Annotated in this window: 17 protein-coding genes; 1 reads left to right on the top strand and 16 read right to left on the bottom strand. The window is 47.9% G+C overall.

Features of this window, described 5'->3' with window-relative positions:
* Window positions 1-3: 3 nt before the first annotated feature.
* The 14 genes from VFC92_05465 to atpD all read right to left on the bottom strand — a co-directional run bounded on the left by VFC92_05465 (window position 4) and on the right by atpD (window position 16,326).
* Window positions 4-1,071: an endonuclease gene (locus VFC92_05465; GenBank protein ID HZK07629.1), complete on the bottom strand. Its 1,068-nt coding sequence runs from the start codon at window positions 1,069-1,071 to the stop codon at window positions 4-6.
* 8 nt (window positions 1,072-1,079) lie between these two features.
* Entirely contained in the window at window positions 1,080-1,643 is a 564-nt protein-coding gene (locus VFC92_05470; GenBank protein HZK07630.1) for a manganese efflux pump, read from the bottom strand.
* A 200-nt stretch (window positions 1,644-1,843) separates the two neighbouring features.
* The gene (locus VFC92_05475) at window positions 1,844-2,302 is read right to left on the bottom strand and encodes a GAF domain-containing protein (GenBank protein ID HZK07631.1); all 459 of its coding nucleotides are present in this window, start codon (window positions 2,300-2,302) and stop codon (window positions 1,844-1,846) included.
* Between the two features lie 113 nt (window positions 2,303-2,415).
* On the bottom strand, window positions 2,416-6,237 hold the full coding sequence (locus tag VFC92_05480; GenBank protein ID HZK07632.1) for a glycoside hydrolase family 2 TIM barrel-domain containing protein: 3,822 nt from the start codon (window positions 6,235-6,237) through the stop codon (window positions 2,416-2,418).
* Window positions 6,238-6,266: 29 nt separating this feature from the next.
* Window positions 6,267-7,628: a Gfo/Idh/MocA family oxidoreductase gene (locus VFC92_05485; GenBank protein HZK07633.1), complete on the bottom strand. Its 1,362-nt coding sequence runs from the start codon at window positions 7,626-7,628 to the stop codon at window positions 6,267-6,269.
* A gap of 44 nt (window positions 7,629-7,672) precedes the next feature.
* Entirely contained in the window at window positions 7,673-8,929 is a 1,257-nt protein-coding gene (locus VFC92_05490) for an ROK family transcriptional regulator (GenBank protein HZK07634.1), read from the bottom strand.
* 366 nt (window positions 8,930-9,295) lie between these two features.
* Window positions 9,296-10,183 carry an ATP synthase F1 subunit gamma gene (atpG, locus tag VFC92_05495; protein ID HZK07635.1) on the bottom strand — a complete coding sequence of 296 codons (888 nt, stop codon included), beginning with the start codon at window positions 10,181-10,183 and terminating at the stop codon, window positions 9,296-9,298.
* 69 nt (window positions 10,184-10,252) lie between these two features.
* The gene (gene atpA / locus VFC92_05500) at window positions 10,253-11,839 is read right to left on the bottom strand and encodes a F0F1 ATP synthase subunit alpha (protein HZK07636.1); all 1,587 of its coding nucleotides are present in this window, start codon (window positions 11,837-11,839) and stop codon (window positions 10,253-10,255) included.
* A 39-nt stretch (window positions 11,840-11,878) separates the two neighbouring features.
* A complete protein-coding gene (atpH, locus tag VFC92_05505; protein HZK07637.1) occupies window positions 11,879-12,436 on the bottom strand; it encodes an ATP synthase F1 subunit delta in 558 nt (185 codons plus the stop codon).
* Window positions 12,437-12,448: 12 nt separating this feature from the next.
* Window positions 12,449-12,943, bottom strand: coding sequence for a F0F1 ATP synthase subunit B (gene atpF / locus VFC92_05510; GenBank protein HZK07638.1), 495 nt, complete (start codon window positions 12,941-12,943; stop codon window positions 12,449-12,451).
* Between the two features lie 94 nt (window positions 12,944-13,037).
* Complete coding sequence (atpE, locus tag VFC92_05515; protein HZK07639.1) at window positions 13,038-13,298, bottom strand: ATP synthase F0 subunit C; 261 nt, start codon at window positions 13,296-13,298, stop codon at window positions 13,038-13,040.
* A 79-nt stretch (window positions 13,299-13,377) separates the two neighbouring features.
* Window positions 13,378-14,544 carry a F0F1 ATP synthase subunit A gene (gene atpB, locus VFC92_05520; protein ID HZK07640.1) on the bottom strand — a complete coding sequence of 389 codons (1,167 nt, stop codon included), beginning with the start codon at window positions 14,542-14,544 and terminating at the stop codon, window positions 13,378-13,380.
* A gap of 19 nt (window positions 14,545-14,563) precedes the next feature.
* A complete protein-coding gene (gene atpC / locus VFC92_05525; protein HZK07641.1) occupies window positions 14,564-14,800 on the bottom strand; it encodes an ATP synthase F1 subunit epsilon in 237 nt (78 codons plus the stop codon).
* 14 nt (window positions 14,801-14,814) lie between these two features.
* Window positions 14,815-16,326, bottom strand: coding sequence for a F0F1 ATP synthase subunit beta (gene atpD / locus VFC92_05530; protein ID HZK07642.1), 1,512 nt, complete (start codon window positions 16,324-16,326; stop codon window positions 14,815-14,817).
* A 487-nt stretch (window positions 16,327-16,813) separates the two neighbouring features.
* On the opposite strand from atpD, the gene VFC92_05535 reads away from it, so the two are divergent.
* Entirely contained in the window at window positions 16,814-17,566 is a 753-nt protein-coding gene (locus tag VFC92_05535) for an acyl-ACP thioesterase domain-containing protein (GenBank protein ID HZK07643.1), read from the top strand.
* Window positions 17,567-17,655: 89 nt separating this feature from the next.
* Here the strand turns inward: VFC92_05535 and VFC92_05540 are convergent, their stop codons facing one another.
* Window positions 17,656-18,840 (bottom strand): THUMP domain-containing protein, encoded by a 1,185-nt coding sequence (locus VFC92_05540; GenBank protein HZK07644.1) that lies wholly within the window; start codon window positions 18,838-18,840, stop codon window positions 17,656-17,658.
* Window positions 18,841-18,896: 56 nt separating this feature from the next.
* A complete protein-coding gene (locus VFC92_05545; protein ID HZK07645.1) occupies window positions 18,897-20,048 on the bottom strand; it encodes an AI-2E family transporter in 1,152 nt (383 codons plus the stop codon).
* Between the last annotated feature and the right edge of the window lie 10 nt (window positions 20,049-20,058).

Here is a 20,058-nt window from a genome sequence, read left to right on the forward strand (position 1 = left end):
GTATTAATGGAATATCTTATAATTAATACTTTTTCGCGAAGCCTGATCCGTAATGTGCAGCAGATAAAAGCCGTGGGGCAATTCCGTCAGGCTAATGCTGTTCAGCTTTTGGCCGTCGGCTTGTACTGTGGTAATGATGCGGCCGGTTGCATCCGAGAGCGAATATATGAGCGGTTGCTGCGTCACCTCCAGCGTACTGTTGATGTAAAGAATATCTGCGGTGGGATTTGGATAAACCGAAAAGTCGGAAGCACTAAAATACGGCTCGTCGATACCGCTGGGATCAAACCAAACGATTTCCACAAATTCAGGATGATCGATGTAGGGATTGCGATTGTTCTGAATGGCGTATACCGCGTTGTTGCGAGCTATCTCTTTGGCGCTCACCGGATCATCCTGGTGCCAGGAGTGCAGAAGCTGCAATGCCCAGCTTTTGGGCTGCGAACCATTTACCATCGGGCTGCCCGGCCAGTTGCTGTCTTCGCCTAAGTAACGGGTCGCCATATAAAAATAGGTGCGGGCAAAATCGCCTTTATAAGCATCGATAGGTTCAAACACCACGCTGGAGTATCCGGGTGTGATGCTGGTTCCGAGCTTGCTGCCGTTGAGCGACGTCCAGCTGGCAGTTCCCACTTCTCCGTAAGGATAATTGTCGCGTTTACCGTTTACGTAGCCATCGGTAGGATAGATATGAAAAAGATCGGTGTTCATAGGTGCCACAGTGCCGCCAAACCAGCTTCGCGGAAACGAATGTTCACGGTTGTAGCAGTCGCCTTCGCTGTTGTAGTTGCCACACTGATCAGAGAAAAAGGTGTACTGATATGGAGGCGTTCCACCAGGAACATCCGAATACATATCCCAAACTTTGCCATTGGCTTTTTTGTCGGTATTCTCAAAAGAATTCCAAAGGGCGCTGTAACTGATGGCGTTGTGACCTTTGATGATAGTATGAAGCGCCTGCTGCATGGCGGTGCCTTCCAGCCCTATGGCACTGTTGTAATAACCGGCAGGCTCCTGCGCTGCAGCAGTAAGGAATACAAAAAGAAAGTACGAAAAATAGAGTTTCTTCATCCTAAGATTTATAAAATATTAAAATATTTAAGGATTAAAAATATGCCAATACCCATCACCAATGCGCCACCCGCAAGCAATATGCGCATCGCCAGCAGAAATCGGTGGCTCATGCGGCCAAAGAAAAAAGCAACCGTTACCACAATCGCAAAAACAACAGCAACAGCGATAAGCGTTTCGTTAAAAGAGGCGGAAAGGAAAGGCAAAATGACTCCGAGCATGAAAATATTGATACCCACCGCCGCAGCATAGCCAAGCATCACCGGTGTGCTTGTGAGTTCCCAGACCATCTCATTAAACTTAGGGTTGAAAGATTTGATTACAATTTTTAGCCCCAGCAAAAGCAAAATAGCCGGAGCTACCACTTGCATGCTGTCGCTGATGAGTGAGCGTAGCCAAAGTCCACCCGAAAAACCGAGCCAGACATAGGCCATATTTATTAATACAATGCTAATCGCGATTTTAAAAACAAAACGCTTGCGTGCTTCTTTGAGAAAGCCATTTAGATAAATGGTGGCAAAAGTGTCGGTGGCCATGCCCACAAAGATCAAAATCAGCAATATGCTATTCAAAATCAGACGAGTATTAGTATGAAAATAAAGAGACCAAAAGTATCAAAAAAACTGCTTTCACTCGCTTTCGATACCTTACATGGCACGAGGCTGCTTGTTAGTTGCATGTTTTGGCTCTGCTATAAATTCCAAAAAGCAGTAAAACAAATCATAATATTCAAGACTTTTTCAGCCCATCTCTACCAAACTTCTATCCTCTTTCAAACAAGCGCCACAATTTTTTCGAGCCACTGCGCATCGGTGTCGTCGAAGGAGGCAAGGTCGGCGCAATCCACATCGAGCACGCCATAAATATGTCCGCCCTCATCGCGCAGTGGAACTACTATTTCGGAGCGCGAGCGCGAGTCGCAGGCAATGTGTCCGGGAAATTGATGCACGTCAGCAACCACAATAGTTTCGCCGTGGTTGATAGCTTTCCAACAAACGCCAATATTTTTCTTTAGCACCTGGCAGGCCACAGGCCCCTGGTAGCTGCGCACGATAAGCTCACCCTGATCGAGGCAATAGAATCCCGTCCAAAAGAAATAATCCATCTTATGGTGCAGCACAGCGACAATGGTTGCCATGCGTGCTTCGCGGTTGCGGGTGGCGGTTAGCAGCTCTTTCAGTTGTGTGTAGAGCCGTTGGTAACGCCCCGCCTTTTTCTTTTCGTCCATCATAAATTTATTTTAAATGGCTTAACGCAATGTGCCGGCGAATGTTTTGGCCGGACGACACCACTTGTCTTCATGGAATATTTCGGAATAAAAAACTGTCCGCGGACTTTTAAACTTTACTCTCCTACCTCCCATTGCCTGAACCGGAATGGGTCGGGCTGGCCGTTGCGCACCGGGCGCATGCGAAAGGTAAACTGATAATCTGCTGCCGGCAGCAAGTATTGCGGATGAGTTCGTGATCCCCAGCTATCATCACCGCCAACGCCCATCTGCTTCAAATCGACAGTCACGAAAACAGTGTCGCGCAAAGTGATATCGTTGGTATGACGGTAATTGCTCTTGGTACCCTGGTCGAAATCTTCGATGCTATTGTGCAACGTCGAGCCTGAAAACATGGGCAATCCATCAATTAGCAATCCGTTGCCGGCATCATCCGTCAGCATCATCCAGCGGATGTCAGTTTTATTACCATTCTCCTGCGGGCGGACATAGGGGAAATATTGTTCGGCAGCAGTACTGTTGTATTTGCCGACGAAAGCTCCTGTGTTTCGGTCGATATAATTTTCGTGCGGCCCACGGCCAAACCACTGTAGGTTGTCGTAACGTCCGGGCATTGCCCAGCGCATCCCAAAACGCGGCAGCTCCGGACGGAGCGTGCGCAGGTCGATGTAGGTTGCCAGCACTTTGTTTCTGGTCATGGTTTTCATTTGTGACATGTTTTCAAAATCCAGATAAAGAATCAGATTTTTCTCGTCTCCGCTAGGTGGCTTCGCAGCATTTGCTTTGATTTCTTCGGCAGTACGGGCAACATCCCAAAGCCTGAATTCGTCAATCTTACCCCGAAATAACCGCTCGCCCTGCCGGTAGCCGCCTAAATAGCTCTCTCCGGAAAAGTCGGCTGCCACACCGTCGGTGATCGTATTTTCTGAAATCAAATCTCCATCCAAATAAAATTTCACTATTCCTTTGGTGCTGCTGTAAACCGCCGAAATCAGATACCATTGGGCATCGGCAAAAGGAAAATCCAGCGTTATCTGCTCATTGCCGGCCAGACAGAAACACAATTTTCCGTTGTCACGAAATTCGTAATGCAGACGGTTTTTTGCCCATTCGGCATTATCCCAGATGGTATTGTTGCTGCCGAAAGCCGAAGGATAGACTAGTGTTTCGATTGTAAAATCCATCAATTTATCTGAATATTCATAATCGAGCTGCAGCTTGGAGGGCAATGCATCGAGGTCGAGTGCGCGGCCAAAACCTGCGCGTGAAGTCGAAAGCACTTCCACATCAGGATCGGGTGGCGGCAGCATTGTCAGCCGCTCGTCCACCATCACTTCGCCGCGCCCGTTAATCGTGTATTCTACAACCAGATCCGCCATTACTTCGGGCAGATAATAAGCGGCCGTGAAAATCGCCTGGCTGCCATCGATGGCTGTAAAAGTTGCTTTGCGCAAAACTCTGGTTTCGGGAGCTGTCTTCCAGATCTTACACCGTTTATCCAGCCCGTTGCCAAAATCATTATCGGTTGGTGCACGCCAAAAGTTAAAATCCATCGGCTTCTCCAGCAACTCCTTTCCGTCGGCTGTCCATCGCACCATTTCACCACTATTTTTATTAAAATCTATTTTAAAATCTTTTCCGCTAAAGCGTAATAAGCCCTCCAGTTCAATTACTTGCAGCTCACCGGCAGCCGGCGGAACAACTTTTACAGGCGGCATATAGTTAGGGATGGGAAACTGAGCTGTTGCCACGGGATAACCTGCCGGCAGCAACCCATCGGCACCATTGGTTTGCAGGCTGAAATTGATAAAATACTCCTCACCCGCCTGCTGATGCAATGTGTCGTAAGCCAGATCGAAGGTGCGGCTGGTTTGCGCTGCCACTGCAGGGCGCTTGATAACTCCTTCCAGCAATATGCGTCCTTGCGACATTATTTCCCACCGCAGGTTGAAATGTGAAAGGTTCAAAAAGTCGTGTTGGTTAATGATATGAAAGCGTCCGCCCAGTGGATTCACCGGCACAATTTCCAAAGGCTGATATACCTTTTTCACCTCTGCCATCGCAGGGTGCGGCGTGCGGTCGGGCGAAACCAGTCCGTTGATGCAGAAGTTTCCATCGCTCGGAACATCCTTGCCGCCAAAGTCGCCACCATAAGCATAATATTGCGTGCCGGATTCTTCGGAAACCAAAATCCCCTGATCCACCCAGTCCCAGATAAAGCCGCCCTGCAGATGGTCGTATTTTTTTATCACATCCCAATAATCCTGCAGGTTGCCGGTGCTGTTACCCATCGCGTGCGCATATTCACACAAAATGAGCGGCCGCGTTTGTGGCTGCTGCGCATATTTTTCGATGTATTCGATGGAAGCGTACATCGGACAGAAAATATCGGTGTTGGGTCCCAGCAGGGCACGCTCGTACTGAACCGGTCGGGACGGGTCGCGCTGCTTGAGCCATTCGTAACATGCTGTGAAGTTAACACCGTCGCCGGCCTCGTTGCCCATCGACCAGATAATAATCGACGGGTAGTTTTTGTCGCGCTCCATCATATTTTGCACCCTCTCGAGATGCGCTTTGCGCCACAGCGTATCTTTGGCCAGACTGCGCTCGCCATAGCCCATGCCGTGCGATTCGATGTTGGCTTCGTCGATCACATAAAGGCCATACTTATCGCACAGGCTGTACCAGCGCGGGTCGTCGGGATAGTGACAGGTGCGCACGGCGTTCACGTTGTGGAGCTTCATCAGCCGGACATCGTCGAGCATGGAAGCCTCGCTGATAACATGTCCGGTCAGTGGGTCATGTTCGTGGCGGTTGACGCCCCGCAGCATTACTGCCTCTCCATTAACTAACAATTGACCATTTTTAATTTCGATATTTCTAAATCCGGTTTTTGCCGAAACTACTTCCTGCACACCGATTTTTGGTTCTGTCAAAGTAAGCACCACCGTATAAAGCTCCGGTGTTTCGGCCGTCCAGCGGCGTGGCGATTTTATTTTTGTATTAAAAGTAATAGTAGTTGCATCGTGCCCGCCGAGTTTTATTTCCCGGGTTTGCTCGTCAATCAGGCTTCCGGTGGATTTGCCGAAGAGCTGAAGTTTGAGAGTAGCTTTCTGTGTTTTTTGTGGGTCGTAATTATGCAGCAACACCTTTGTTTTCATAACGCCATCTATGTAATTTGCCGTAAGGCCGGCATGCACAAAGAAGTCGTCAATGGAAAGATTTGGTTTTGAATACAAAAACACATCGCGTTCGATGCCGCTGATGCGCCAGAAATCCTGACATTCGAGGTAAGTGCCGTCGCTCCAGCGCACCACCTGCATGGCCAATTTGTTTTTACCTTCTTTTATAAAACTTGTAATATCAAACTCCGCCGGCGTTTTGCTGTCCTGGCTGTAGCCGGCCTGCTGTCCGTTTATCCACAGGTGCATCGACGATTTTACGCCGCCCACATGCAATATCACGCGCCGCTCCTGCCAGTTGTCGGGCACTTCAAACCAGGTGACGTAGGCGCCCACCGGATTATCGATGTTGGGGATTTGCGGAGGTTGCGGATCCCACGTCCATTCGTACGACTGATTTACATAAATAGGGATTCCGTATCCCGACAGCTCCCAGTTGGCCGGCACAGTGATGCTGTCCCAACTGCTGTGATCATAGTTCGGAAGATAAAAACCAGCTGGCCGGTCGGGCAGCCGTGGCTCCCAGTGGAAAAGCCATTGCCCGTTAAGACTTTTAAAATACGGCGACTGCTCCCATTCATTGGCGAAAGCCTGCTCAGTGTTTGCATAAGGAATGGCAAAAGCATGCGGTGCCATCTTGCCACGTCCGGTCATCTGTGGGTTTTGGATATCCCGAAAGATGGTATCCTGCTGCCCGTTTAAAATCCCGCAAAAAAGCAAGGCTATTATTAATATGGTGTAACGAATTTTGCTCATAACATTTTTTTATCAGAGTTTATTTTACGCTAATAGGTACTGCTGATGCCAAAAACCGGTTTGCGTTTTATCCAGCGTCCGCGGGTAAAGTCGGGGAAATCCTGTGGCTCGCTGCCATTGGCGATGGAGCGTTCCGAGAGCGGCGTGATGACGCTCCAGGCTGCCGCATCATACACATCGAGTGGCGGAGTAATGCCGCGTTTGATTGATTCGACAAAAGCGTTCATCACAAAAAAATCCATGCCACCGTGGCCTGATCCTTCGGCCAGACTTTCGTAAGTTTTCCATAGGGGGTGATCGTACTTATCGATGTAAGGCTTCGAATCCTCCCAGCGATGCGATTGACTGGTCCCTTCGATATAAATCTGGTTGCCGTCATTCATCCACAAGCCTTTGGTTCCCTGCACGCGGAAGCCCAGCGAGTAAGGTCGTGGCAGCGTGGTGTCGTGAAGCACGATAATCGATTCGCCGTTGGTAGTTGTAATGGTGGTGGTGATAATGTCACCCATTTTCCATTCCAGGCGCGCATTGGGATGGTCGGCGCCTCCCTTTTCGACGATATAATTGTTGATGCCACGTGCTTTGGTAGCAGTGGATGTGAGCGACAAAAAGCGGTTGCCGCGGTTTATGTCAAGCATGTTGGCAATGGGGCCGACACCATGTGTGGGATAGACGTCGCCGTTGCGTTTCAGGTAATGTTCGGTACGCCAGCGTGCTTCCGAATAACCTGCTTCGCCAAATTCCACTCCGCCGCCATAGGCCTGCGTACCGTCGTTGAACAAAACGTCGCGCAGGTCGTGCTGGTAGCCGCAATGGCAGTGTAGCAATTCGCCAAAAATTCCTTGTTTCACCATGTTGTGGATGGCCATGATATCGCGGCGGTAGCACACATTTTCGAGAATCATGCAATGGCTGCCACTGCTTTCGGAAGCATTCACCATGTCCCAGCAATCTTCGATGGTGTTGGCTGCCGACACTTCCAAACCCGTATATTTACCGGCTTTCATGGTATCCACCGCCATGACGGGATGCCAAAGCCACGGCGTAGAAATGACCACGCCCTGAACTTCGGGCAACCGCAACATATCGCGGTAAGCGTATTCGCTGCCGGTAAAAGTGGTCGGCTCGCGATGGCCTGCCTCGCGGATCATTTTCAAAGCTTTGTTGAGCATCTGTCCATCCACATCGCAGATAGCGCTAATTTCTATGTCGTCGCGCTGAAGCAAGTTGAAAAGATGATTTTGCCCACGCAGCCCGGTGCCTATTAGGGCAATATTAACTTTGGAGGGTTTCAGCGGATTACCAAAAACCAGAGTGGGGGCAGCAGCTATTGCCAGTCCTGCAATTGACGCTGTTTTTAAAAAAGCCCGTCGTGAGAAATCGTTTTTCATGGAATTTTTCATTCGTCAGATTGAGAAATATTATTTTGAAAAAATCAATTATAGTTTAAATCTTCAAAAACATGTTCCATCACCAGCGCCAGGGCGCCCATCACGGCAGCTTTTTCACCCAGCGTGGAAGTAACCAAACGGGTTGCGTTCTTTATCTGGCCAATGGTGTATTTGTTAAGCGTTTGATGCACCGGGTCGAGCAAAAACTGCTGCGCACGCGACATGTGACCTCCCAGGATAATGGTCTCCGGATTGAAAAGATGGATGAGTGTAGAGAGTCCCTTGCCAAGGAAATTACCTATCTGGGCAATAAGGCCGATGGCTTCCTGATCGCCTTGAAGTGCTGCATCAATAATGGTATTGCAGTCCATATCGAATGTATGCTGGGATAATATGGTAGCTTTTCCGGCAGCCACCGTTGCCAGAGCCATGCGCGTAAGGGCGTCGCCCGAAGCCACCGTTTCCAGACAGCCATGTTTTCCGCACATGCACAACAGGCCATCTTCCTGAATCTTGATATGCCCAAATTCCCCGGCAAAGCCGGAATGTCCCTGGTAAAGCCTTCCGTTGAGGATCATGCCCATCCCAATGCCGGAACCAATGTTGATGCACAACACATTCTCCTGGCCGGCAGCACTCCCAAACACATATTCGCCCAGCGCCATCAGACGGGCATCATTGTCGGTAAATACAGGCTTGCCAAATTTTTCTTCAAATAAAACTCTCACCGATTTCTCGGAAAAATTAAGATGTGAATAGCTCGAACCCGAGCGGGGATCGTTCAGTCCGGTGATGGCGATGCCAATCCCAAGCACATGATCAAGCTCAACATTTGCTGTAGCTAAAACCCGCATTACCTCCTGATGAACTTCATCGACGAAAGTCTGCGTATTCTCAAGCTGCCGTTTGAATATTTGAATTTTACCAAGCAACTGATTGCTAAGATTAAAAACGCCAATTTCGGTGGAGCTCAGGCTGATGTTGATGCCCACTACGAACCGTGCCGGAGCATTGATACCAAACATCAGCGGACGGCGTCCCCCGATACTTTGGCCGATGCCTTCTTCGCGTACCAGACTTTCTCCGATAAGTTCTTTGAGGAGTTTTTGTATGGATGGCGAGCTCATGTTGGTGAGTTTACAGATTTCAGGATTCGACAACTTTCCTTTGTTGTAGAGGTGGTACAGAATGCGCTTTTTCTGCAGATAACGCTTTCGTGAGAGGTTGGTAAAAGTGGCCAGATTCCCGTTTTGCATAAACACCGGGTCGTGGCTTACATGGGTAGAGATAATTTCGTTCATTGTCCGTTCTTTTTTTGGAAGCCGCTAAATTAAAGATAGTTAACGAACTATTTACTAATGTTTCGTGAATTTTTAAAGGTGGAGGTGTAGAAGGTTGTAAATGTGGTGATTATAATATGAAAAATTTCTGGTCCCATGGTGTAGAAATTACAAATCACTCCATTTTGAACCCATCATTTTGATAATAACATGACCCAACGCAGCGAATTTCAGAAATTAATTGGGAAACGTCATACACGAATTACAATTTGTCTTGAACGTCAGAAATCTAAGGGAAATCAAATAATACGTTTTCACAAAATCTGCAGACATCTCGCAGATGCTTGCACAACATCACCTTCTTTTGAAAACCGACTGGAACGACAGCTACCTCAACGCTTCGGCGCCACTTACGATCTCCAATATTTCGTTGGTGATGGCTGCCTGACGGGCTTTGTTGTAGGATAGCCTGAGGCTTTTGATGAGCTCGTCGGCGTTGTCGGTGGCTTTGTGCATGGCAGTCATGCGGGCACCGTGTTCAGAAGCGGCCGAGTCGAGCAGCGCCTTGTATAATTGTATGGTCAAGGCTTTTGGGATGAGTTGGAGGAGAATTTCTTCCTTGGATGGCTCGAAGAGGTAATAGATATTGCTTTTCTCTTTGGCGGAATCCGATATTGATTCCTGCGGCGCTATGGGCAGAAGTTGCTCAATGGTTAGCAACTGGACAGCAGCATTTTTAAACTGATTGTAAACGATATCGATGCGATCGTACTTTCCATCGGCAAATTCTTTCTGCAGCATTTGAGCCAAAGCTTCCACGTTTTCGAACGACAGATCGTCGAGCAGTTGATCGTTTCGACGTGCCACATCAATTTTTCTTGATTTGAGAAATTCGAATACTCTTTTGCCAATGGTAAAGATATCTACCTGTCCGGCTTCAAATTGTGGTCTGTAATTTTGGAGTAGGTGTTCCATTGCCTCTTTGGCCACGTTAGCATTAAAGGGGCCTGATAGTCCCCGATTGGAGGCAATTGCCACGATTAATACTTTTTCGGGTGCCCGCTGCTCCGTGTAAATGCTCCCAATGTTCTCGCCCAGGCTGGCACTGATGTGATCCACAATCTCAGTCAATTTTAAAGCATAAGGACGCATGTTGTGCAAGGCTCTTTGCGCTTTGCGCAACTTGGCCGCCGATACCATCTTCATGGCGCTGGTAATTTGCTTGGTAGAATTTACCGAATCAATGCGTGAACGTACTTCCTTTAAATTGGCCATTGTATTATTAAAATATCAAAACTAAAAATGCTGATGCAATAATCATTTACCCGACAACCTTTTTCTTTGTTACTGTTTCGCGTATTTACCAGCAACTTCACGTGCTACTTTTTCGAGTGTCTCGGCATCATCGTCCAGCAGCTTGCCGTCACGCAAATTTTTAAGAAGATTACTGTGTTGAACTTCGAGCTGGTGCAGAAATTCTATTTCAAAGTCGCGAATGCTGTTCAATGGCACTCTGCGCAGAAGTCCGCGGACGCCGCAAAAGATGATGGCAACCTGTTGCTCTACCGACATAGGAGAATATTGTGGCTGCTTAAGTATCTCCACATTACGGCGACCTTTTTCGAGCACATTCATGGTAGCAGCATCCAGGTCGGAGCCAAATTTGGCGAAAGCTTCCAGTTCGCGAAACTGTGCCTGGTCAAGCTTTAGCGTGCCTGCTACTTTCTTCATCGATTTGATCTGGGCATTACCACCCACCCTCGACACCGAGATACCCACATTGATAGCCGGACGGATACCTGCGTTGAACAGGTTCGACTCGAGGAATATTTGTCCGTCGGTAATAGAAATAACGTTGGTAGGAATGTAGGCAGAAACGTCGCCGGCCTGTGTTTCGATGATGGGTAAAGCTGTGAGTGAACCACCGCCTTTTACCATGTGCCGGATGGAATCGGGCAGGTCGTTCATCTGACGAGCTATGTCGTCGTTGTCGATAATTTTGGCAGCGCGTTCGAGCAGGCGAGAGTGCAGATAAAAAACGTCGCCGGGATAAGCTTCGCGGCCAGGCGGACGGCGCAACAGCAACGACACTTCGCGGTAAGCTACTGCCTGCTTCGACAAGTCGTCGAAAATGACGAGTGCCGGACGACCGGTGTCGCGGAAAAATTCGCCGATAGCGGCGCCGGCAAAGGGCGCATAAAATTGCATGGCAGCCGGATCGCTGGCGGTGGCTGTAACGATGACGGTGTATGGCAGCGCACCTTTGTCTTCGAGTATTTTTACAATGTTGGCCACCGTGGATCCTTTTTGTCCGGAAGCCACATAGATGCAATACACAGGTTCGCCTTTGTCGAAAAATTCTTTTTGGTTAATGATGGTGTCAATAGCAATGGCTGTTTTCCCCGTCTGGCGGTCGCCGATAATTAGCTCGCGCTGGCCCCGGCCAATAGGAATCATGGCATCCACAGCTTTAAGTCCTGTCTGCAGCGGCTCGTTTACCGGCTGCCGGTAGATTACTCCCGGTGCTTTGCGCTCCAGGGGCAGCTCCCACGTCTCGCCTTGTATCTCGCCTTTGCCGTCGATGGGCTGACCCAGCGTGTTGATGACACGCCCCAGCAATCCCATTCCTACATTAATGGACGCGATACGTCCGGTACGTTTCACTGTGTCGCCCTCTTTCACATCACGCACCTCGCCCAGCAACACAATTCCTACGTTGTCCTGTTCCAGATTGAGAACGATACCTTTTAAATTTCCTTTTTCAAATTCTACCAGCTCGCCCGACTCAGCATTGCTCAATCCATACACACGGGCAATGCCGTCGCCTATCGTAAGCACCGAACCGGTTTCTTCGAGCTCGCTCTCGGTCTTGAAACCGGCAAGTTCCTGACGTAATATTTCCGATACTTCGGCGGGTCTTATCTGTGACATATCTCGTGTTGTTGTTAATTCATTTTTTTTAATAAAAATCTAAAATCCTTTGACGTATGGGTTCTCCTCGAATGTCTTATGAAGTCTGTCGAGTTTGCGCCGTATGCTGGCGTCGTATTTCTTGTTGTCGAAATTGAGCACAAAACCACCGATCACCTCAGGGTCAATGTGCTCGATGAGTTCTATTTTATGATCCAAATCCTTGTGGAGCATCTCCAATAGGTTTTTGCGTGTCTCTTCGTCAAGTGGCGCCGAGGTGGTAAGCTTCACGGGGAGGATGCGGTGGTGTTTTTTGTAAATAACAACAAAAGCATCTGCGATCTCCTTCAGGAACACCTCACGTTCTTTGCGGGTTATTAGCTGCAGAAAGCGCATGGTAAGCTCGTCGAGATGCCGGCCGAAAACACCATTAATAATACGGGTTTTTTTACCATCAGACACAACAGGGCTGCTCAACAACCTGCGGAAATGTGGATTTTCAGCAACCACTTCCTGTATCAGTTTCACATCATCATTGATACGCTCCAGCCGGTTCATCTCCAGTGACAGATTGAAAAGTGCCTGCGCATATCGTTTTGAAATGATGGCTAAATCCATGGTTGCAGCGGTTTAGTTAAGGCTTGTTTTACGAATGAGTTCTCCGGCATATTCGTTCTGCTTTTCTTTGTTGTCGAGTTCGCGTTTCAAAACCTTCTCAGCAATCTCTATGGAAAGCAGGGCAATCTGATTTCTCAAATCCACCATGGCGGCTTTCTTATCGTTTTCGATGGTCTCGCGGGCACTCTCGATGATGCGGTTAGCTTCATCAGTACCTTTTTGGCGTGCCTCTTCGATGATTTTTTCTTTTATCACCCTTGCCTGTTGCAGCAAAGCATCCCGCTCTTCTTTGGCTTCGGCCAGCATTTGCTCGTTGCTAAACTTCATATCCAGCATTTCCTGACGTGCCTTGTCGGCCTGATGCAAAGCATCATCAATAGAGTCTTCTCGTTCTGACAAAGACTTCATGATAGGCTTCCAGGCAAAGCGTCCCAGGATGTAAAGTAAGACACCAAAAGCCAGCGTCATCCAGAAGATTAGCCCTAATCCGGGGGTAACTAATTCCATAACTTATCAAGCATTATTTTGATTCGGAATCATAAAATTCATTTAATAAAAATCCTGCCTCCCGGTCATACACCGGGTTGCAGGATCTGTTTTGCTACAGTATCACAATGAGCAGGCACACTACACCAGCAAAGAAGGTAACACCTTCGATGAGTGCCGCAGACACAATCATGCTGGAGCGAATGTCGCCGGCAGCTTCCGGTTGACGGGCAATGGCTTCGACGGCAGCACGGCCTATCCCTCCGATGCCGAAGGCGGCTGCAATTGCTGCTACTCCAGCACCGAAAGCGGCGCCTATTTTTGCGTAAGGTGCAAAATCAGTTGCTACCTGTAATAAGATGGTTAAAAATTCCATAATGTTTGTAATATTAAAATGTGATTACTTAAAATGCTTTTATTCGATCATTTATTAATAAAAAATTGCAATTCAAAACTCAATGTCCGTCGTCGACAGCCATACCAAAATATATTGCCGAGAGGAGCGTGAATACATACGCCTGGATAAAGGCTACCAACAACTCAAGCATATTCATAAATATTGAGAACATTACCGAAACCACCGAGATACTGTAGCCTGCGGCAGCACCCATCTCACCAAAAATAAATATCAGACTGAAAAAGCCCATCACGATGATGTGGCCGGCAGTCATATTGGCAAAAAGTCGCACCATCAGTACCAAAGGCTTGGTGAACACACCGAGAAGTTCCACGACGGGCATAAGCGGTATGGGTATCTTGAGCCACCATGGCACGCTGGGCGTGTTAAAAATATGCACCCAATAACTGCGTTCAGCGCCCAAATTAGTGACGAAAAAGGTAAATAAAGCAAGCACCCCTGTCACAGCAATATTTCCGGTTACATTGGCGCCACCCGGAAAAATGGGCACCAGACCCAGCAGGTTGTTAAAAAAAATGAAAAAGAACAAGGTCAGCAAAAACGGCATGAAACGGTCATATTTTTTTTCGCCAATAGATGCTTTCGCGATGTCGTCGCGAACAAAAAGGATGAGTGGCTCCAGTATCGACTGTATTCCTTTGGGAGCCTTACCGCTTCGACGGCGGTAGGTACGTGCTATCGAAACGAAAAGCCAGGTCAATAATATGCCGCTGATGAAAATGGCAAGGACATTTTTGGTAATGGAGAAATCAAGTGGCAGCTCCTCGTTTTCAACGGTGGTGATGAGTCCATCGTCCTGATTACGCGAAGTAATCATCTCTACAATTTTGCCTTTGTTATCCCCTTCCCGGGGAATAGCGAAACCTTTGTATTGCGAATGTCCGTGGTTGAAGCGGCCCGACATAAAAACATGCAACGCACCCTTGTGCCACAAAATGATGGGCAATGGCAGGGTAAGATCAAAATTACCCAGAGTCAGGATGTGCCACTCGTGGGCATCGATGATGTGATCTATAATAAAATCGCCGGCTTTGAAAGGCTCTTTAGGAGCCGAATCCTGCAGGTTTTTCTGGTGTACATCAACCTGTGGATTCTCTGTTTGTCCGCCCAGCGACATCACCTGAAAAACTGCAAACAGCAACAAACCGCCAAAGATCAACAGTTTGCGCCGGAAGCCTGATTTTATATGGAAACGTTTATTCATGCTTTTCACAATTCATTTTTTACCCTACCAACACCAGCACATTATTATCCATCACTTCCACTACGCCACCGGTAATTTCGTAATAAGAAACAACATCGGAAGCATCTTTTATTCTAACTTTTCCAGCCTCCAGCATTGCGATGAGTGGAGCGTGGTTGTGCAAAATCGCGAACAAACCACAGACTCCCGGCAACTGCACCAGCTTGCCTTCTCCGGAGAATATTGTTTTTTCGGGTGTTATGATTTCAATTTTCATGGTTAAAAAAATGCTTATTCCTGATCTTCAGCCAAAAGTTTGTTGCCTTTGGCAATGGCTTCCTCTATCGTTCCAACCATGTTGAAGGAAGCTTCAGGATATTGGTCTACCTCGCCATTCATAATCATATTAAAACCTTTGATGGTATCTTCGATAGGAACTACGGTGCCGGGGATTCCTGTAAACTGCTCGGCTACGTGGAAAGGCTGCGAGAGGAAACGCTGCACCCGCCGGGCACGATGCACCACCATTTTGTCTTCTTCCGAAAGCTCGTCCATCCCCAGGATGGCGATAATATCCTGCAGGTCTTTGTTGCGTTGCAAAAGATTTTTTACGCGTTGCGTAGTGTTGTAATGCTCTTCGCCAACCACCTCGGCGGTAAGGATGCGCGAAGTGCTGTCGAGCGGATCCACGGCGGGATAGATGCCAAGCTCCGAAATTTTACGGCTGAGAACGGTAGTAGCATCCAGATGGGCAAAAGCCGTGGCAGGTGCCGGGTCGGTAAGGTCGTCGGCAGGTACGTAAATAGCCTGTACCGAAGTGATGGAACCGCGCTTGGTAGAGGTGATGCGCTCTTGCAAAAACCCCATCTCGGTAGCCAGTGTGGGCTGGTAGCCTACTGCCGAGGGCATACGCCCGAGCAAAGCTGAAACCTCGCTGCCTGCCTGGGTAAAACGGAAAATATTATCGATAAAAAACAGGATGTCACGCCCACCGGTTTTCTGGTCACCGTCGCGGAAATATTCGGCCATGGTAAGCCCCGATAAAGCGACCCGCAAACGGGCCCCAGGAGGTTCGTTCATTTGACCGAATACCAGCGTGGCCTGAGACTTGGCAAGTTCTTCGTAGTCAACTTTCGACAAGTCCCAACCGCCCTTTGCCATATCTTCTTTAAAAGCGTCGCCATATCTTATCACGTCCGATTCGATCATCTCGCGCAGCAGGTCGTTGCCTTCGCGCGTACGCTCGCCCACTCCTCCAAAAACAGATAAGCCGGCATACGACTTTGCAATGTTGTTAATAAGCTCCATGATGATTACCGTCTTGCCAACGCCGGCGCCACCAAAGAGTCCGACCTTGCCGCCTTTGGCGTAGGGTTCGATGAGATCGATAACTTTGATGCCAGTATAGAGCACCTCTTTTTGGGTGGTAAGGTTTTCGAATAAGGGAGGGTCGCGATGGATCGAATAACGATCTTCTTCTTTTATCGGCCGCAGCCCGTCGATGGGATTGCCAATTACATTAAAAAGACGGCCTTTGATATCTTCGCCCACAGGCATAGAAATGGGAATTCCTGTATTCGTCACTTTCATCCCACGGCGCAAGCCATCGGTAGAATCCATGGCGATGCTGCGAACGGTATTTTCGCCAATGTCTTGTTGCGACTCGAGAACTACCACCTGGCCATCGGGCCGAACGACTTCGAGCGCATCGAAAATATTGGGCAACGTCTGCCCCTGCTCGAATGAAACGTCGATAACAGGTCCGATAACCTGCGATATCATACCTTCGCTTTTTATACTCATTGATAACAACTTAAAAGAATGTAGCTAAAAATAGAGGGCAAAGATAGCCCTATCTTTTTTTGAATTGTTGCATGTTAGCAATTATTAAAAAAACCACCAGCGTTTAAAAAGCCAATATGATTGACTTGGTAAACTAATAGTTTAAAAGATGACTTGCCCAGCTGACAGCGTTTCTGACGCTATTGGCCTCTTACAAAACTCACGTTGCTCCGGATTTTGCAGAGATTTTGAAAACAGAATTCAAGAAATCCATGCTTGGTATTGTAAGCATTGATGCAATTGTTGGGTTGAGGAAGAGGTTGTCGGGTTTTCGGATTGACAAGCCAATAATTTGAAATTTTACCATCAAATTGAAGGATGAAAAACCTTATTTGAACTTCTATCCTGGTTTTAATTCCATCCTCTCCTAAATCCTATTGTTAGAACTGTGTTGTTCATCACCCGTTTATCTTTTTGCGATCTTTGCCAGCAATTAATATCCCGTAAAATGAAAAACGAAAATGAGAAGATCTGGCAAGACACTTTTTATATCAACTGGCACGAGACTGACTTGAGTGGTGCTGTGTCGCCTGAAACCATTTGTAACTTTTTGGGGGAGTCGGCCGGACGCCATGCCGACGCATTGGGTTTTGGTTTCGACGATGCGCTGCCCCTCAACCAGCTATGGGTGGTGCTGCGCTGGTATGTGCGTATGATTCGTTATCCGCAATGGAAGCAAACCCTCGCAGTGCAAACCTGGCCACGGAAGCCCGAACGCTATTATGCTTACCGCGACTACATGCTCAAAAGCACCGAGGGTGAACTTCTGGGATCCGTTACCTCAACCTGGATGGTGCTTGATGCAATCACGCGTCGTCCTCAAAGCCTGGAGCTGGTAAAAGAACTGCAAATTCGTGCACTCGACAAGCACGCTCTGGGCGAAAATGCCGCCAGGGTGGAGATACCGGAACATTCCAATAAATCAGAAATGCAAAGCGTAAAGTTCAGCGACCTCGACCAAAACGGACACGTTACCAATGCGCGCTACATGCAGTGGGCGCTCGACATGTACACCGAAGATTTCCATCGACATCATCTTCTCGAGGCCTGGCAAATTAATTTCCTCTACGAATGTACCTTCGGCGATCGCATGCAGATGAGTATTTATAAACCAGAACCCATGCGGCACATCATAGCTGCCATACACCAGGAATCCGGAAAAAATATTTTCGCTGTTGAATTGTTTTGGAAGAAGAAATAACACGCAGGGCGCTTGGCGCAAAACAAGGAGTTGTTTTTCTGCTACTTTCTATTTACTACCAACTTTTTCTCATCGCTCATCTCTACCTACTAATTACTACCTACTTCCTGGTCATCTCTCACTACTTTCCTGCTCCCGCGGTACATCTGGTATTGCACGTAGCGGCATTCGAGTGGCCCGTTGAAGAGGATGATTTTACGTGAGGTTCGCAGCCCGACTGATTTCAAAGCCCCAAAGTCGCTGGTGATGAGCCAGGCAGTATATCCTGCAAAGTTTTTTTTGAGCACGTCACCAATCATGCGATAAAAGTCGTTGAGATCGGATTTTTGGATGCGTTCGCCGTAAGGCGGATTGGTGATAATCATGCCGGGTTTGTCGGACGGTGGTGAGCTGTCTTCGAAAGCAACCTGCTTGAGAACAATTATTTTGTCGAAGCCGGTGTTTTTAAACACTTCGTCGGCCTGCGCCAGCACACGCTGATTGACGTCGGCACCAAAGAGGCGGCACTGGGCGGGTTGTATGCGGGCATTTTCGACTTCAACAATCTGCGCCCAAAGTTCGGGCTGATAATCGGGCCACGACATAAAACCGAATTTCTTTCTAAAATATCCTGAAGGCATTTTTTGCGCAATCATAGCTGCCTCGCTAAGTATAGTGCCGGTGCCGCACATCGGGTCGAGCAGATCGGTGGCAGCGTCCCAGCCCGAGAGCAGCACCATGCCGGCGGCCAGCACCTCGTTGATGGGCGCCAAACCCTGCCCGCGCCGATAGCCGCGCTTGTGCAGCGAGTCGCCGGAGCTATCGAGCAGCACTGTTCCCTGGCTACCACTAATGTGAATATGAATGCGCATGTCGGGATCGTCGGTATCTACATTGGGACGACTGCCCTTCACTTCGCGGAACTTATCCACCACGGCATCTTTTACCTTGAGCGCCACATATTGCGCATGGGTCATTTCGCTGCGGCTCACATTGGCGTTTACCGCAAAAGTGCCCTCCACAGGAAAAATATCGGGCCAGTCGAGTTTGTAAATCTCACGATAAAGCTCATTTTCATCATTTGCCTGAAATTCTGTAATGAGCCGAAGCACACGCAACGCTGTGCGACACGTGTAATTGATACGATACATCGTGGCGGTGTCGGCCTGGCAGCGTACTGCCCGCACCAGCAACTGCACTTCACGGCCACCGGCTGCCGTTACTTCGTCGGCCAGAAGCTGCTCCAGTCCGGCATGCGTTTTTATTATCAGAGAAAAATCGTTTTTATTATTCAAAATTAGTTGGAGATTATTGGTTTACTCTTTTGTGATTTGCTTGTTTCTTTTGTAAATTATTTATGATTTCTCTTTTTGTCAATTGTTACTTCTAAGTTTTGATCCGTATTTTTAAAACCCAAAAACTTCTTGATGGTGTCGATACGTTTTTGCAATGAGCCACCTTCGGGCTGAGCCAGCAGAAAAGCAATGGGTTTGGTTGATTCGTAGTTCTCGAAGATAATTTTAAGACTTGCAATTAAAGGGATGGCCAGCAACATACCTGCCACGCCCCACACCATGCTACCTGCGACGAGGCTGAGGATGGTGATAAATGGATTTAATTTTACATAGCCGCCCGTAATGTTGGGCGTGAGTATGTTGTTTTCGGTAAACTGTATCAGCACAAAAAGTGCCAGCACCCACAGGGCAAGATTGGCAGAGTCGCCGGTGAGCAGCGCAAACATAAGCGGAAAGAAGGCCCCGATCCAGGTACCAAAATACGGAATGATATTGAAAAATGCTGAGATTACACCAAACAGAATTGCATATTTTAGCCCAATGATCCATAGCCCAAGCGAATTGATAACCGAGAGGATGATCACCACGACGAAAGCGCCTCCTAGGTAACGCTGCGATACAAAGGAAATCTCCTTAAGAATTTTGTCGGCACGGCCTTTTTCTTTTGCAGGCACAATGCGGCGCACAAATTCATTAAAGCGCTCGCGGTAGTAAAGGAGAAAAAAAACATACACCGGCATGATAAACAGTTTGAAAAGTGTTCCGGTGGTAGCCTGGAACACATTGTTAAGCAAATCACTACCTGAAGTGAAGAGCTGACTAACCTGATCGTCGATAATTTCCTTCTGACGGGACATTTTTAAACCAAAGTTATCTTCTATAAATTGAGAAACTTCGTTGATGTTGGCGAGTGCTTTTTCCTTCAAAGTGGGAAAATCACCTACAAGCTTTGAAATTTCAGAACCAAAAAATATGGATAACCCCGTCATGACCGCAATCATTAAAATGATGGTGATAAAGATGGAAAGCCCTTTGGGCACGCCCAGCTTACAAACCCAGTGGCAGATCGGAAAAATCAATGAGCTGATCAACAGCCCGAAAACCAGCGTCACCAGGAAGTCTTTGGCAATGATGACAATGAATGCAAAGGCGATGATAAAAACGAGGAGATAGGTACTCCTGACGATGAAAGAAGATCTGCCTGACATATTTTTATTT

Source organism: Bacteroidales bacterium (assembly GCA_035647615.1).
GTDB lineage: Bacteria > Bacteroidota > Bacteroidia > Bacteroidales > 4484-276 > SABY01.